This window comes from Mammaliicoccus sciuri, assembly GCF_002901825.1.
GTDB classification, from domain to species: Bacteria; Bacillota; Bacilli; order Staphylococcales; family Staphylococcaceae; genus Mammaliicoccus; species Mammaliicoccus sciuri.
Genome location: NZ_PPQD01000017.1, coordinates 1 through 15,085, shown reverse-complemented (window position 1 = coordinate 15,085; position 15,085 = coordinate 1). Strand labels below are relative to the sequence as shown.

Sequence of the window (15,085 nt, the reverse complement as noted above, 5' to 3'; positions counted from 1 at the left end):
TGTGCCTTTTTTATATTTGTGTTGTTACTTTTAATTCAATAACTTCACGTAATTGACGTTTAACGTCTTCGATTGGCAATGCAGATACAACTGGATCAAGGAAACCGTGAATAACTAAACGTTCTGCTTCTTCACGAGAAATACCTCTACTCATTAAGTAATAAAGTTGAGTTGGATCTACTCTACCTACTGAAGCTGCGTGTCCTGCTGTTACATCATCTTCATCAATTAATAAGATTGGGTTTGCATCTCCACGTGCTTTTTCAGATAACATAAGAACACGAGATTCTTGTTGAGCATCTGCTTTCGTACCACCGTGTTTGATATAACCAATACCATTAAAGATTGAAGAAGAACTATCTTTCATAACACCATGTTTCAATATATGGCCATTAGATTCTTTACCATATTGAATAATTTGTGTTGTAAAGTTTTGTTTTTGTTCTCCACGACCAACTACGACTGTTTTTAAGTTACAGTTTGAACGGTCACCCATTAAATAAGTCGTGTTGTCGTTAATTGTACTACCGTCATTCATTAAACCTAAAGCCCAATCAATTGTAGCATCAGCTGCTGCTGTACCACGACGGATAATGTGACCAGTAAAGCCTTTATCCATGAAATCAACTGTACCGTAAGTAATGTTTGAGTTTGCACCAGCAATTACTTCAGAAACGACGTTTAATTGACCTTCGTTTGAAGATACTGTAGATAAATAGTTTTCAACGTATGTTAATTCTGCACTTTCTTCAGTTACGATAATCGCATGGTTGAAGAAACTTGCATCACTATCATCATGTAATACAACGTATTGAACAGGATCTTCTACAACAACATTTTTAGGTACGTATACAAATACACCACCGTTAACTAATGCTGCGTGTAAAGCTGTTAATCTATGTTCATCAACTTTAACTGCGTCAGTCATGAAGTATTTTTGTACTAATTCACTATTTTCAATTAAAGCTGTTTTTAAATCTTTAATAACAACGCCTTGTTCGACTAATTTTTCATCTACTTTAGTAAAAGCAGGTGTATTATTATGTTGAACAATTAAGTTTGTAGCATTTTCAGTATCGATAATTTTACGAACTGATTCTGGTAAATTGTCGATAGTATCAAATGTTTCACTTGTAACAGCATGTGTTTTGAATGAATCAAAATCCCATCTGTCAATTTTTGTTTTGTCTGGTTTAGGCATTTCTAATGTATCTAATTTTTGAAAACTTTCTTTTCTTAAATCAGTCATCCATTGTGGTTCATTTTGAGATGCTGAATAATTAACTAAGTCTTCAACGTTAATATTTAACTTTGTTTCAGTTGCCATTTATACTCCTCCTACTTGACTATCATGATCATATATTATTCAGCGTTAATTGTTTCGTCTTCAATATTAAGTTCTTCTTTAATCCACTCGTAACCTTCTTCTTCAAGACGTTTTGCTAATTCTTCGCCACCTGATTTAACAACTCTACCTTGCATCATAACGTGCACAAAGTCAGGCGTAATATAGTTTAATAATCTTTGATAGTGAGTAATAATTAAACAACCAAAGTCTTCTCCACGCATTTTGTTAATACCTTTTGATACAACTTTTAATGCGTCAATATCTAAACCTGAGTCAATTTCATCTAAAATTGCAAATTTAGGTTCTAACATCATTAATTGAAGAATTTCGTTACGTTTCTTCTCACCGCCAGAGAAACCTTCATTTAGGTATCTTTGAGCCATATCTTGGTCCATTTCTAATAGATCCATTTGTTTATCTAATTGCTTAATGAATTGCATTAAGTTAATTTCGTCGCCTTCTTCACGTTTAGCGTTAATTGCAGAACGTAAGAAATCAGCATTTGTTACACCAGAAATTTCTGATGGGTATTGCATAGCTAGGAATAAACCAGCTTGTGCACGCTCGTCAACTTCCATTTCTAATACATTTTCACCATCAAGAAGAACTTCACCTTGTGTTACTTCATAACTAGGATGGCCCATGATTGCTGATGATAAAGTTGATTTACCAGTACCGTTAGGTCCCATGATTGCGTGGATTTCACCTTGTTTGATAGTTAAATCTACACCTTTAAGAATTTTCTTACCTTCGATTTCTACGTGTAAATCTTTGATTTCTAATATTGATGCCATATTATTTTTCCCTCCAGAGAATTTATTCACATTTAAAAAAGATAACCCTACATTATCTTTTCTAGTTTATAATAATTTTAATGTAACGTCAAAGTTTGCTGTGAATCTTTACCCTTAATATTATAACGTAGTTACACGGGCAAATAAACATTTTCGCTTTATTTATATAGAAGAAACTGTTCATATAAAGTATTTTTCTGAAATGTTTTTCAAATGATAATCATTTCAATTAATTCTCAATTTATAAATATTCTATTTCAACGTCTTCCGAATGCCTTTCTATCCAATATATACTATAATGATGATAAATAAATATGCAGTTTATGAAAGGAAAATTACATGAAACGCTATGAACAATTTGCATTCGTTATAAGTGCAATATGCGCATTTATACTTTTATTAAATTTAGTCAATGTTATTAATTTGAGTAGTCTCTTAAACACATTATTAACTGCTGCTACTATTATTACAATCGCTACATTCAACGTTAGGAATTACAGATTTGTCGGTATCATATTATATGCCATTGCGGTATTTATGCTGATTATTTATTTCTTTAACGGATATATTTAAGTTTTGATTATCTCACGATATTTACCAGTCTTCGTGCAGTTCGGCTTTATTTTTACCCCTTTCGCACGATATCTCTCAGTCTTCGTGCGTTTTGCCCTATTTTCGTACCCTTGCGCACGATATCTACCAGTCTTCGTGCAGTTGGTCCTAATTTTATACCCTTGCGCACGATATCTACCAATCTTCGTGCAGCTTCCCCCATATTTTCATCCTTATCAAAACAAAAAGCGGTCGACTCTCCATTTACCAAGGGAGAACGACTGCTTTTTATAAAATATTATTCATAAACTCGGTATGTTTGACCGGAATGAATACCTTCTACACTTTTCAAGTATGCTTTAGCGGCTTTTTTAGCTGGGACTGCTTGATAACCTTTAAAGAAATCACCATAATCTTCGAGTGCTTCTTCAATTACATTTGGACTTACATTATTAATTCTTAAATCACGTTTTAATTCATATGCAGCTGATTTCACAAATGCTTGAATACCACCACCAGCCATTGCTGATGAAACGCCACCTTTGATTGGTTCGTCCATAATAACACCAGTTGTTAATGTGAAACTTCCACCATCATTAATATAATGTTGTCCGATCAGTACTAAGTTGATTTGTCCAAGTAATTTACTTGTAACTGCAACTTCATTTGATTCAGGTGTTAAGTCAGATAAATCATCAAAATTCGCTGCACCTGCAGTAGAAACAACTGCATCTACATTTTGAATTTGTTCAAACATTAACTTAATATCTTCTACATTCGACATATCCATTTGATAGTCACCTGAATGACGTCCAACTTTCACAACTTCATGTCCATTTGACGCAAGTTCTTCTGCCACTGCTGAACCAATAGTACCATTAGCACCAACTAATATAATCTTCATAATTTACCACCTTTTCATTTAATTAAATAAATTTTATCTATAAATGAAAGCATACACAAACATAATGTTCAAAGATGAGTAATTATACAAAAAACATCTAACCTTATGGCTAGATGTTTTTTCAAACTTATTACTTAGCTGCGATTACAGCTCCGTCGTATTTCTTGTTGATGAAGTCTTTAATTTCTTTAGATTGTAAGACTTTCATTAAAGCTTTAATTTGTTTGTCGTCTTTATGACCTTTTTGAACTGCAATTAAGTTTGCATATGGTGAATCTTTTCCTTCTACTGCAATTGAATCTTTAAGTGGATTTAATCCTTGTTCGATTGCAAAGTTAGAGTTGATGATTGTAGCGTCACCTTCGTCTGCTTGATAAGATTTAGGTAAAAATTCTGCTGATTGTTTATTGTTGAATTTAATATTTTTCTTGTTTTCTACAATATCATCAAATGTTGCGTCAACTGGTTTAACGCCATCTTTAATTTTGATTAGTCCTTCTTTAACGAAGAATGATAAGAATCTACCTTCTTCAGCTGGATTGTTTGAAACATAAACTGTTGCATTTTTTGGTAAGTCAGATAATTTTTTATATTTCTTAGAGTAAACTGCCATTGGCTCTAAATGTACGTTACCTGCTGATTCAATTTTATATCCTTTTTCTTTTGATTCAGTTTTTAAGTATGGTGTATGTTGGAAGAAGTTAGCATCAAGTTCACCTTTATCTAATAATTTGTTAGGTGTTGTGTAATCATTGATTGTCTTGATTTCTAAGTCATAACCTTCTTTTTTTAGAAGTGGTTTAGCTTCTTCTAAAATTTCAGCATGAGGTGCTGGTGATGCACCAATTTTAATTGTTTCGTTCTTTTCTTTCTTGTCGCCACTACCGCCACCACATGCTACTAGTACGACTGTTAAAATTGAAATAAATAATAACCCAAATACTTTTTTCATTAAAAACACTCCTTAACGTTTATCAATTCTTTTTACAATTAAATCTCCAATAAATTGGATGACAAAAACAATAATTAAAATAAAGATTGTTGAAATTAAAATGACGTCATTTTGATTTCGTGTAAATCCAGTTAGGTAAGCTAAGTTACCTAACCCCCCTGCACCAATTACACCGGCTATAGCAGTTGATCCTACTAAAGCAATAGCTGTAACTGTGATTCCCGATACTAAAGCAGGTAATGATTCTTTTATTAATACTTTTCGAACGACTGTCCAAGTAGTAGCACCCATTGAAACTGCCGCTTCAATAACACCTTTATCAATTTCTTTCATGCCGATTTCAACAAGTCGCGCATAAAATGGTGATGCACCAATAATCAATGCTGGTAAAGCGCCTTTAGGTCCACTAATTGTACCTAGTAAGATGTCCGTAAAAGGTAGTAATAATAATATTAAAATGATAAATGGAATAGCTCTAAATAGGTTCACAACAAATGAAACGATTGAATAGAATACACGTGAACTTTTAGATGTTCCTCTTGATGTTAAAAATAGTAAAGTTCCTAAGATTAATCCAAATACTAAAGTAAATACTGTAGAAATAATCGTCATATATAACGTTTCATACAATGCTTCCCATACAGCATCCCATCGTACGTTAGGCATCGTGACCATTTCTGTTATGATATCTCCAAATGATTTATTCACCTACGTTCACCTCTACTTTCACGCCTAGATTATTCAATTCTTGCTTAATTGCTTCTTTAGAATAATCTCCTTGAGGTAAATGAACGATCATATGTCCAAATGTACCATTTTGAGTTAATTTAACGTCACCTTCGATAACGTTAATATCGATATTATAAGTTTTTATAATTTTCGCTAACACTGGATCAGAACTTGTTCCACCAACGAAGTTTAATTTCCAAATTTCACCATTTGATTGTTCTTTCTTAAAGTCTTGTAAAGTTCTTTGTAAATCATCTGCTTTAAGATCATCTTTAACGAATCGTTGTGTAACATAAGTTTGAGGGTTATTAAATACGTTAATAACTTCTCCCTCTTCAACAAACTTACCGTTCTCCATGACTGCTACGTGGTCACAAATTTTTCTAATGACATGCATTTCATGTGTGATTAATATGATAGTTAAATCCAGTTCTTTATTAATATCTACTAATAAATCTAATATTTCATCAGTAGTTTGCGGATCGAGTGCACTTGTTGCTTCGTCACATAATAAGACATGTGGATCATTAGCTAGTGCACGGGCAATACCAACTCTTTGTTTTTGCCCTCCTGATAATTGTGAAGGATATGCATTCTCGCGTCCTTCTAATCCAACTCTTTTAATGAGTTCTTTTGTTCTCTCATTAATTTCACTTTTAGATACACCAGCGATTTCTAATGGAAATGCGATGTTATCTTTAACTGTTCTAGACCAAAGTAAGTTGAAATGTTGGAAAATCATGCTTACTTTTTGTCTTTTTAATCTGAGGTCTTGCTTTGATAATTGACCGATATTCGCACCGTCTACAATTACTTCTCCCTCAGTTGGTGTTTCTAGGCCATTAAACATACGTATAAGCGTACTTTTACCTGCACCAGAAAAACCAATTACACCATATATACTTCCTTTATCTATGTTTAAGTCAACATGGTCAACAGCTGTTATGTCACCTTTTTTTGTTTTGAAAGTTTTAACAACTTTATTTAATTCGATCAAATCTGCTGCCTCCTAATCTCTAAATTAAAAACGCCTCACTCTTTAAAATAAGAGAAAGGCGTCAAAAATTGTCTTTCTCTCATCTCCAAAAGTTAACACTTTTTGTGAATTGGCACCATTTCATATTTATATGACGGTTGCCGGGCTTCAAAGGGCACATCCCTCCACCACTCTTGATAAGAGTTATTACGTATTTAATTAAATTCATACTATCATGATAAGTTTTTATCGTCAATAACTTTTTGAATATTCTCTACAATATACGGAACAGACTGAAAGGCATAAATGCGACGGATAACTTGATCTTTATGCATGATAAAAAGTACGGGTACTGACATGATTTCAAATTCTTTACAGAATTCTGGGTAAAAATTCAAGTCACACTTATTAATAGGTAATTGTGTCACTTGGTTTGCAATATCTAACATGCGTTCTGATATTTTGCACGTTCCACATGTTGGCGTATATCCAAATAATAAATGGATATCTTTATCAAAATGCTTGTATATATCGTTCAATATTTCTGTGTGTTTCATGGTAACGATACTTCCCTTTCAATACAAAATCATTCTTAACAATAAATCCATGATAGTTTAACACATTCGCTAAATATTGTCTTGGACAGCGCGCTACTTCAGAAAATGTAGAATCTATATAAATATGCTGACTTTCACTTGCATATTTCTTAAACCATTTTCTAATTTTCTTGCCTTCTTTATCTTGATCTACTAAGACATATACTTGAGAACCGTATATCTCTTCAAGTAGCTCATCCATTTTTTCGACACCCATCGTTCCATGGGTACAAATGATATGAACATGATCATTTAATACTTCTTCCACTCGTTTTTTATCAGAAATACCTTCTACGATTATAACCTTTTTAATCATCGCCACGAATATCACCTTCTACAAATGAGATAGTATTGCTGTTCAGTTTCATAATAAATATTTCAAAAAAACTCCATGACACATCAGTATCGTGGAGTTTAATGTTATGTTATTCACCTATCATTTCACTATAAGCGTCTGCATCTAATAATTCATCTAATTGAGCTTTATCAGATAGTTCAACTTTGACCATCCAAGCTTTATCATATGATGATTCATTAACAAACTCAGGGCTGTCTTCTAGTTCTTCGTTTACTTCAACGACTTTACCAGATAATGGTGCATATAGTTCAGAAACTGTTTTAACAGATTCTACACTACCGAATGAATCTCCACTAGTTAATTCGTCACCTTCTTCTGGCAACTCAACAAACACAATGTCCCCTAATTCTGATTGAGCAAAATCAGTAATACCGATTGTTACGATATCTCCATCTACTTTTACCCATTCATGTTCTTTTGAATATTTTAACTCACTAGGCACTGTCAAAGTAATCCCCTCCTATATGTAATTCAATTATAATCATGACATAAAGCCATTATTCAAGCAACTATTTTTATAACCAAGTTTGACGATATTCGTCTTCATTAAAACCAAGTGTCACTTTATTTCCTAAAACGGCTAAAGGTCTTTTAATTAACATGCCATCAGATGCTAATAAATCAAACTTTTCGTTGTCTGATAAATCATCCATTTTATCTTTTAATCCCAATTCGCGATATTTAGCGCCTCGAGTATTAAATAATTGATTTACATTGATGTCTGTCCCATCAATGATATCTTTTAATTCTTTAGCTGTTGGTGTTAATTGAGTAATATCAATCGGTTCAAAACTGGCACCGTTCATTTCTAAGAACTTTGCTGCTTTTTTACAAGTTGTACAATTAGGATATTGATAAAATTTTATCATGTCTTTACCTCCATATGTCTATTTAATTTCATTATAACAATATTAGTACAGAACATGTAGTAATGAGTTAAATATTTTTTTAAATATTAGAAATAAGATATACTTACCTTATAATCATTATTTCTAAGGAGCAGAATAAATATGAGAACAATAAGTCAATATGCTGAATTTGAAGAGATTACACAAAGTGATGAACCAGTTGTCGTTAAATTCTTCGCAGATTGGTGCCCAGATTGCACTAGAATGAATCAATGGATCGATCCAATTATTGATGAATACAATCAATACAATTGGTATCAAATTAATCGTGACCAAGTTCCTGAAGCAGCAACTGAAAATGATGTAATGGGTATTCCAAGTTTATTAGTATTTAAAAACAACGAAAAACTTGCACACTTACATTCAGCAAATGCAAAAACACCAGAAGATGTTAAAGCATTCTTAGCTGAGAACTTAAAATAATCATATTAAAACCCACAACTGAGCTTACGAACTCATTTGCGGGTTTTGTTTTTACCATTCAGTAATTAATGATTTATTTTTTCTTTCCATCACTTTCACACTTGAATCTTTTTCAGTTAAATATAAAAATCCACATACATCTTCATCATCATGAGCGCCGACTGTTTTTCTAAATGATGGATTAAAGATAAATGCAGGTGTTTTCCAACATGAGCCCATTCCCTCATCATGCATTAGTAACATTAAGTTTTGTACAAATGCGCCGATTGCCATTTGATTTTCAAGATTTTCTTTTTGTCTTGAATCTCTTTTTGACAAGATGACAAACATGCCACCAACTTTAGTCACTTTATTGATATATTTTTCTTGTTTAGCTTGATCATTAACAAATGCCGTTTGTGCAACTTCTTCAGCAAATTCAGGAATTTGTTTTTTATTAATATACACAAGTCTCCAAGGTTCTCTCATACCATGGTTCGGCGCGTATGTTGCTAAATCAACTAAAGAAAATACTTTTTCTTCGTCTATATACATTTCATAATCATAATTTTTGACGCTTCTTCTTTCTTTAATCGCTTTCTTTAATTCCATTATTTACACTCCTAATTCATTGATAATTATTATCAATTGTATCATAAAATAAAGAAGCGAGATAGAAATCTAAAATTGTCTCAAAAGATTTCTACACTCGCTTCATCATTATTATGCATAATGCAGTGATTAATTTTGATATAAAGCTAACTGCTCTTTAATATCTTTAACATGAATTTGACCTGGTGCTGCTTCTTTACCAACAAATCCGTAAGTAAATTTAGATCCAAACATACCACCAGTAATTCTTGTCATCTTACCTAATTCACCCATCGAGATACCGATCACATCAATATCCAACTTATGATAAGCTCTGTTCATAGCATTTAACATCGATAATAAATGACGTTCATTTTGTGGCATCACGGCTAACTTGCCAATATTCGCACCTAACTCTGCCATTTTCTCATATGTGACAAACATTTCTTCAACATCTGGCGTCGACTTAAAGTCATGATGTGAAATAATAATTTTAACATCATTATGCTGAGCTTTTGTAATACAATTCATAAGATTATCTTCATACGTATCGAGTTGAATATCGACGTATTCAGCTTTTTTGTTACATATAATATCTTGCATAATCTTGTAATATGTTTCATGATCAAAGTCACCATGACCGCCTTGTCCTACTGAACGATAAGTGAACAAAATTGGCGCATCATGATATGCACTTTTAAATTGCTCTAATGTTTCGTTAATGTTTTCAATTGAAGTATTTTTTAAAGTATCTGCTCTAAATTCAACAATATCTATTGAATCTTTGTGAGCATTGAGTTCTTGCACTGTTTTTTCAATATCATCTTGAGTTTCTAATGAAATCGTTGCAACGATATACGGAAACGCTTTCTTTTGTCCATCAGTCATAGTCATTCCTCCAATATGCTTCTATTTTCATTTTACATGAGTCGAGGACTTTTTTCTATGAAACGATGCATGATGATTCAAGAAATCTATTACTTAAATCAATATACTCTTACTATTTAACAATTAATACAGGAATTTTAGCTCTTTTAGCTACTTTATGGCTGACACTACCTAATACCATTTTATCTGTGTCTTCTGCTTTTCTATTACTTAACACAATAATATCAAAATCACCACTATTTGCTCTATGCACTAATTCTGTTTTAGGATTTCCTTTCGCAAATTCAATTTTATATTGAATGTTGTGTTCATGAAAATAGTCTAAGATATGCTTCATCGATTCTTGACGTTTTTCTTGTATTTCATCTAAATGAACACCCATTCTAACTGAAGCTTGTAGGTCTTTATCAGCGACCACATTAAGTAATGTAACTTCAGAACCTTCTCCGACAAGGTGATTAATTTGTTCTAAAACCTTTTGATTTTTCATTTCTGTATCAATGCCAAACAAAATATTTTTATACATATTTATCACTCCTTTATAACTATATTACCCCTTTTTGCATAAAATTTACAAATATTCATATTCTACAAAATCATTAAATATTAAAGTACTATTAAATTTTTATAAATTTAATAGTAAGTCTAGATTTATTTCCCAGTTTACTATAAACTAAAAACAATTAATAATTAACACAATTGTTTATCAATAGTTGAAAACTTTCGCACAAGAATTTCGATTATATGAAAACAATAATTTTTTATTAAAATAAAGTAATGAATAAGGGGGAAATATTATGGCTAATTCTAATCAATCAGATCAGAATCCTTTTAATCAAAACACCTCAGAACAACAAAATAATCCATTTAACGAAACAAATGGTAATAATCAGCAACAACAATCGGGAGACGGTAATGGCTCTAGTATGAAACCTTGGTTATTCGGCTGTGGTGGATGTTTAGTTATATTCATTATTTTAGCTGTTATTTTAGGCGCATGTGCTGCTGGTCCAATCAAAGACCAAATCGATGAGTTTACGAACAAAACAGAAGAAAAATCAACTGAAGAGAACTCAACAGAAGAAGAAACAACTGAGGAGTCTACTGAGGAAGAAACGACTGAAGAGTCTACTACTGAAGAATCTACAACAGAAGAAAATACAGATGAAGATGATAACGATTCATCTATCGTCGATAGACAAACATCAGTTGGTAACGGGATTAGTGCAATCGGTACTAAGATTACAGTTGAAAGAGCCGAATATGTTAACCCACCATCTGATGGTACTAAACCATTAAAAGATAAAATATTAAAAGTTAACTACAAACTTGAAAATATTAATAACTCTAGCTTAATCGTTGGAGATGCTAACTTCGGTGTTACAGCTGATGGAAGCAGAGTTTCAAAATACTATGGTATGAATGACAAAAATGACGGATTCTCATTCAGTCTTAAACCTGGAGAATCTGACACTGGGTATGTATACTACGATGTTCCTGAAGCAGATCAATATGACGTACAATTACAATTACGTTCATCAGATAAACGTTACAAAATGAAATGGGAAATCGATAAAGACGATGTAAAGTAAATAAAAAGCCATTAGACAGTCAACGTGTCTAATGGCTTTTCTTATGTTAAAAATGTTTTATTTCTTAAATTTATCGATAACTTCGTTTGCTTTATCTTTAACATTTTCTACTGCTTCTTTAGCTTTACCTGAAGCTTTATCTTTTTTACCTTCAGTTTCTAAGTCTTTGTTATCTGTTGCATTACCAACTGTTTCTTTAATGTTACCTTTTGCTTGTTCGAATTTGTTTTCGTCTGCCATTTTATATCACCCTTCATTAAACTTTATTGAATGATTGACCATTCATTTATATTTTACCCTGTGAAAGGACTTTTAAACACCTCACGTCATATTTTTTTGAAAAATTTCCCAAAAGAAATATGATCGATAAAACTATATATACACATACCTATTATAATGAGCGCTACACCTATCATACTTAAACCATTTGGTAACGGTAAGCCTAGTAGTATCATTTCACCAATAATGGCAAATACAACTTCTAATGACTGCGTTGCTTCAACTGCTGCTAATTGTTCTTGGTTATCCTTTACAATATTTGTAGCATAGAAAAATAGAATTGTTGCGATAATGCCTGAAAATAGTGCGACGATAAATGCTTGTACAACTTGACTAGAAGAAGGTAATCCTTCTTTAAGTACGCCAACAACAAATATAACAATCCAAATAGGCAATGTGACTAAAGTCATACCAAATACACGTTCAATTGTACCGAGCTCACCGTTCACAACTTGCATCATTTTTCTATTTCCCAAAGGATAACTAAATGCTGCAATTAATATCGGTAAAAAACCTAATAAAAATAAGTTCAGTTTAATCTGACTTGCTTGAGGAATTTGGATAATGATAATACCGATAAACATAATGCTTGAAATCAATAATGATCGCCATGGGATTTTATGTCTAACGATTGTTTCTTTACCATTTATCACAACTGTCTCTACAAATAATGGCGCCAATATCATGCCACAAATAATTGTTATTTGCCAAGTACCTGAAATCAACCACCCCGGGCTATACTCTGCTGAAAAGGTTATAGGTACATAAAATAATACAAAACCTACTGCACTCCATATGAACCAAGCCTTCTTCTCTTGTTGAATATGCTTTAAAACAAATTTTGTTCTTCCCTTAATGAGTACAAACAAATATAAAAATGGCAGCATAAAAATAAAACGTAAAGAGGAACTAAAATACCAACTTCCGCCATCATTAGCCATCATATGATTAACGACAAATGTAACTGCAAAAAATAAAGCTGCCAAGACACCTATTAAGATTGCTTTCATGTTGTGACCTCTCTTATTTTGATATTGTATATTATTTCATATTTCCGACAATTTATATATGCTAATTTATAATTTATAGATGATTTAAAAAATAATATACGGGTAAATAGATAATATACTTTAAAGGAGGTATTTTTTTATGGCAACTCATTATGAAACAAAAGCTACAAACACAGGTGGACGTAAAGGTCATGTTTACACTGACGATAAAGCAATCGATGTAGATGTATTACCCCCACAACAAGCAGATGGTAATGCCACTAATCCAGAACAACTTTTCGCAGCAGGCTACGCTTCATGCTTCAACGGTGCTTTTGATTTAATTTTAAAACAAAACAAAGTTCGTGATGCTGAACCAGAAGTTACGTTAACAGTTCGTTTAGTAGATGACGAAAATGCTGAAAGTCCTAAATTAGAAGTAGATATTGCCGCAAAAGTAAAAAACGTATCTCAAGAAGACGCAGAAAAATATTTAAAAGCAGCGCACGATTTCTGCCCATACTCTAAAGCAACACGTGGAAATATTGACGTGAATTTAGAAGTAGAAGCTGTTTAATTGAATATAAGTCACATAAATAAAGACTGAGACAAAATTTTGTCTCAGTCCTTACTTTTTTATGATTTATTTGTTTCTTCGTGATTCCACCAAAGTGCATCTTTCGGATTTTCATATACTTCTTGTAAGTCTTCTTTATTATCAACATTTGGATAAGATCCTCTTAATGACTTATTAGACGTTGTCTTAAACATAAATAAGAAGATAACAAGTCCAACGACATTAATCAATGTTAAATAATAGGATGGTGCAATTTTTTGACCAGTTGTTTCGACTAAAGTTGTTAAAATAAATGGTGTTAAACCGCCAAATATCGCTGCACCAATATTGTAAACAAGTGATAATGTTCTTAGTCTCACTTTTGTATAGAAAATACTTGGTAATACAGATGGCATAACGCCTTCAAATGTAGACATAAACAGTGCAATGATAAACAGTCCTAAAATAACAATTGGTATTGAAGGAATACTCATTAACCAGAAGGCTAATACTGAGAATAAACTAAATCCTATTAATCCAAATAAAATGGTATTTTTATTCCCTACTTTATCACTGTACCAACCAAAGAAGAATACTGCTGGGATCATTGCTGCCATCGTTAACGTACTTAATAAACTACTCATCGTACCACCTAAATCTAAAGTGCCATTTAAGAATGACGGCATATATGATAATACCATGTAATTAGCAACGTTTAAAAAAGCTACACCAGCGAAACATACGATGATATCTCTCCAATATTTTCTGAAAATATCTTTATAAGAGTACTCAAGTTCTTCTTGTTCCTCAAGTGTTGTTTCATAAGCTGGACTTTCATCTAAATTATTTCTTAAATACACACCTATAATACCAAGTGGTGCAGCTATAATGAATGGGATTCTCCAACCCCAAGCTGCCATTTGATCATCACTCAATAGTGCATACATAATTCCTACTAAAGCAGCGGCTAAAATACTACCGGATAAAGTACCAATTTCAAGTCCACTACCGAGTCTACCTCTCGTCTTATCAGGTGATATTTCTGCAATATATGTCATCGCACCGGCATACTCACCACCAGTAGAGAACGATTGAATCATTCTAATAATTAATAATAAAATTGGTGCCCAAATACCAATTTGGTGTTGTGTCGGTAATAATCCTAGAGCAAGTGTAGATAAAGCCATCATAATTATTGTAGTTGAAAGGACGACTTTACGACCATGTTTATCTCCTAAATGACTAAAGAATATACCACCAATCGGTCTTACTATAAATGCAAAAGCAAATACCGCAAATGTTGATGCAAGTTGAATTTCTTTCGGCATATTACCAAAGAAATTCATACTGATAATGACGGCTAGCTGAGCGTATAGACCGAAGTCAAACCACTCTATCGCATTACCAATACCTGTTGCAACGACCGTTTTTTTCGTTTTACTGGCGTCGACAACATTAACGTTCTTTCTTTTAAACTTCATAATTATAAACACTCCCCATTTTGTCTATATAATCATATAACCTAATAAAATGGTTTTAATCAGAAAATTCAATATTTTATTAGTTGAACAGTGTTGAGCCCTATCATTATGCAATTTAAAATTTTAATTTTTTCATAATCAAAACCACCCGTTTAACGGGTGGTTTGTTCTGCGGCTATAAGCCTCTATT

20 protein-coding genes and 1 riboswitch are annotated in these 15,085 nt (G+C 32.4%); of the genes, 4 read left to right on the top strand and 16 right to left on the bottom strand.

Annotation, left to right across the window (positions count from 1 at the left end):
• Window positions 1–10 precede the first annotated feature (10 nt).
• The gene (gene sufD / locus CD035_RS02545; protein WP_048540203.1) at window positions 11–1,327 is read right to left on the bottom strand and encodes a Fe-S cluster assembly protein SufD; all 1,317 of its coding nucleotides are present in this window, start codon (window positions 1,325–1,327) and stop codon (window positions 11–13) included.
• A gap of 35 nt (window positions 1,328–1,362) precedes the next feature.
• Window positions 1,363–2,142: a Fe-S cluster assembly ATPase SufC gene (sufC, locus tag CD035_RS02540; RefSeq protein ID WP_048540204.1), complete on the bottom strand. Its 780-nt coding sequence runs from the start codon at window positions 2,140–2,142 to the stop codon at window positions 1,363–1,365.
• A 339-nt stretch (window positions 2,143–2,481) separates the two neighbouring features.
• On the opposite strand from sufC, the gene CD035_RS02535 reads away from it, so the two are divergent.
• Window positions 2,482–2,715, top strand: a complete 234-nt coding sequence (locus tag CD035_RS02535; RefSeq protein WP_048540205.1) for a hypothetical protein — start codon at window positions 2,482–2,484, stop codon at window positions 2,713–2,715.
• A 277-nt stretch (window positions 2,716–2,992) separates the two neighbouring features.
• Here CD035_RS02535 and CD035_RS02530 read toward each other — a convergent pair whose 3' ends face one another.
• The 8 genes from CD035_RS02530 to CD035_RS02495 all read right to left on the bottom strand — a co-directional run bounded on the left by CD035_RS02530 (window position 2,993) and on the right by CD035_RS02495 (window position 8,078).
• Window positions 2,993–3,598 carry a short chain dehydrogenase gene (locus CD035_RS02530; protein ID WP_048540207.1) on the bottom strand — a complete coding sequence of 202 codons (606 nt, stop codon included), beginning with the start codon at window positions 3,596–3,598 and terminating at the stop codon, window positions 2,993–2,995.
• A gap of 130 nt (window positions 3,599–3,728) precedes the next feature.
• Window positions 3,729–4,550, bottom strand: coding sequence for a MetQ/NlpA family ABC transporter substrate-binding protein (locus CD035_RS02525; RefSeq protein ID WP_048540210.1), 822 nt, complete (start codon window positions 4,548–4,550; stop codon window positions 3,729–3,731).
• 12 nt (window positions 4,551–4,562) lie between these two features.
• Window positions 4,563–5,258, bottom strand: coding sequence for a methionine ABC transporter permease (locus tag CD035_RS02520; RefSeq protein WP_025904371.1), 696 nt, complete (start codon window positions 5,256–5,258; stop codon window positions 4,563–4,565).
• Entirely contained in the window at window positions 5,251–6,276 is a 1,026-nt protein-coding gene (locus tag CD035_RS02515) for a methionine ABC transporter ATP-binding protein (protein ID WP_048540211.1), read from the bottom strand. The genes CD035_RS02520 and CD035_RS02515 overlap by 8 nt, the downstream gene beginning before the upstream one ends.
• Window positions 6,277–6,352: 76 nt before the next feature.
• A riboswitch (SAM riboswitch) is annotated at window positions 6,353–6,459 on the bottom strand.
• Between the two features lie 29 nt (window positions 6,460–6,488).
• Window positions 6,489–6,812, bottom strand: coding sequence for a thioredoxin family protein (locus CD035_RS02510; protein WP_048540213.1), 324 nt, complete (start codon window positions 6,810–6,812; stop codon window positions 6,489–6,491).
• The gene (locus tag CD035_RS02505) at window positions 6,769–7,173 is read right to left on the bottom strand and encodes a toprim domain-containing protein (protein ID WP_048540215.1); all 405 of its coding nucleotides are present in this window, start codon (window positions 7,171–7,173) and stop codon (window positions 6,769–6,771) included. The genes CD035_RS02510 and CD035_RS02505 overlap by 44 nt, the downstream gene beginning before the upstream one ends.
• A gap of 103 nt (window positions 7,174–7,276) precedes the next feature.
• Entirely contained in the window at window positions 7,277–7,657 is a 381-nt protein-coding gene (gcvH, locus tag CD035_RS02500; RefSeq protein WP_025904367.1) for a glycine cleavage system protein GcvH, read from the bottom strand.
• Between the two features lie 67 nt (window positions 7,658–7,724).
• Window positions 7,725–8,078: an arsenate reductase family protein gene (locus tag CD035_RS02495; RefSeq protein ID WP_048540217.1), complete on the bottom strand. Its 354-nt coding sequence runs from the start codon at window positions 8,076–8,078 to the stop codon at window positions 7,725–7,727.
• A 141-nt stretch (window positions 8,079–8,219) separates the two neighbouring features.
• Here CD035_RS02495 and CD035_RS02490 point away from each other — a divergent pair, with 141 nt between their 5' ends.
• Window positions 8,220–8,540, top strand: coding sequence for a thioredoxin family protein (locus tag CD035_RS02490; protein WP_037588811.1), 321 nt, complete (start codon window positions 8,220–8,222; stop codon window positions 8,538–8,540).
• A 51-nt stretch (window positions 8,541–8,591) separates the two neighbouring features.
• Here the strand turns inward: CD035_RS02490 and CD035_RS02485 are convergent, their stop codons facing one another.
• The 3 genes from CD035_RS02485 to CD035_RS02475 all read right to left on the bottom strand — a co-directional run bounded on the left by CD035_RS02485 (window position 8,592) and on the right by CD035_RS02475 (window position 10,524).
• Window positions 8,592–9,131 carry a nitroreductase family protein gene (locus CD035_RS02485; RefSeq protein WP_048540219.1) on the bottom strand — a complete coding sequence of 180 codons (540 nt, stop codon included), beginning with the start codon at window positions 9,129–9,131 and terminating at the stop codon, window positions 8,592–8,594.
• Window positions 9,132–9,260: 129 nt separating this feature from the next.
• Entirely contained in the window at window positions 9,261–9,998 is a 738-nt protein-coding gene (gene aroD / locus CD035_RS02480; RefSeq protein ID WP_048540221.1) for a type I 3-dehydroquinate dehydratase, read from the bottom strand.
• Between the two features lie 112 nt (window positions 9,999–10,110).
• Window positions 10,111–10,524, bottom strand: a complete 414-nt coding sequence (locus CD035_RS02475; RefSeq protein ID WP_048540223.1) for a universal stress protein — start codon at window positions 10,522–10,524, stop codon at window positions 10,111–10,113.
• Window positions 10,525–10,795: 271 nt separating this feature from the next.
• On the opposite strand from CD035_RS02475, the gene CD035_RS02470 reads away from it, so the two are divergent.
• A complete protein-coding gene (locus tag CD035_RS02470; RefSeq protein WP_048540225.1) occupies window positions 10,796–11,590 on the top strand; it encodes a DUF4352 domain-containing protein in 795 nt (264 codons plus the stop codon).
• Between the two features lie 57 nt (window positions 11,591–11,647).
• On the opposite strand, the gene CD035_RS02465 is transcribed toward CD035_RS02470, so the two are convergent.
• Window positions 11,648–11,830 carry a CsbD family protein gene (locus CD035_RS02465; protein ID WP_048540227.1) on the bottom strand — a complete coding sequence of 61 codons (183 nt, stop codon included), beginning with the start codon at window positions 11,828–11,830 and terminating at the stop codon, window positions 11,648–11,650.
• Window positions 11,831–11,916: 86 nt separating this feature from the next.
• A complete protein-coding gene (locus tag CD035_RS02460) occupies window positions 11,917–12,879 on the bottom strand; it encodes a DMT family transporter (protein WP_048540229.1) in 963 nt (320 codons plus the stop codon).
• 139 nt (window positions 12,880–13,018) lie between these two features.
• On the opposite strand from CD035_RS02460, the gene CD035_RS02455 reads away from it, so the two are divergent.
• A complete protein-coding gene (locus CD035_RS02455; RefSeq protein ID WP_025904358.1) occupies window positions 13,019–13,435 on the top strand; it encodes an organic hydroperoxide resistance protein in 417 nt (138 codons plus the stop codon).
• 59 nt (window positions 13,436–13,494) lie between these two features.
• Here the strand turns inward: CD035_RS02455 and CD035_RS02450 are convergent, their stop codons facing one another.
• Window positions 13,495–14,895 (bottom strand): MFS transporter, encoded by a 1,401-nt coding sequence (locus tag CD035_RS02450; protein ID WP_048540231.1) that lies wholly within the window; start codon window positions 14,893–14,895, stop codon window positions 13,495–13,497.
• Between the last annotated feature and the right edge of the window lie 190 nt (window positions 14,896–15,085).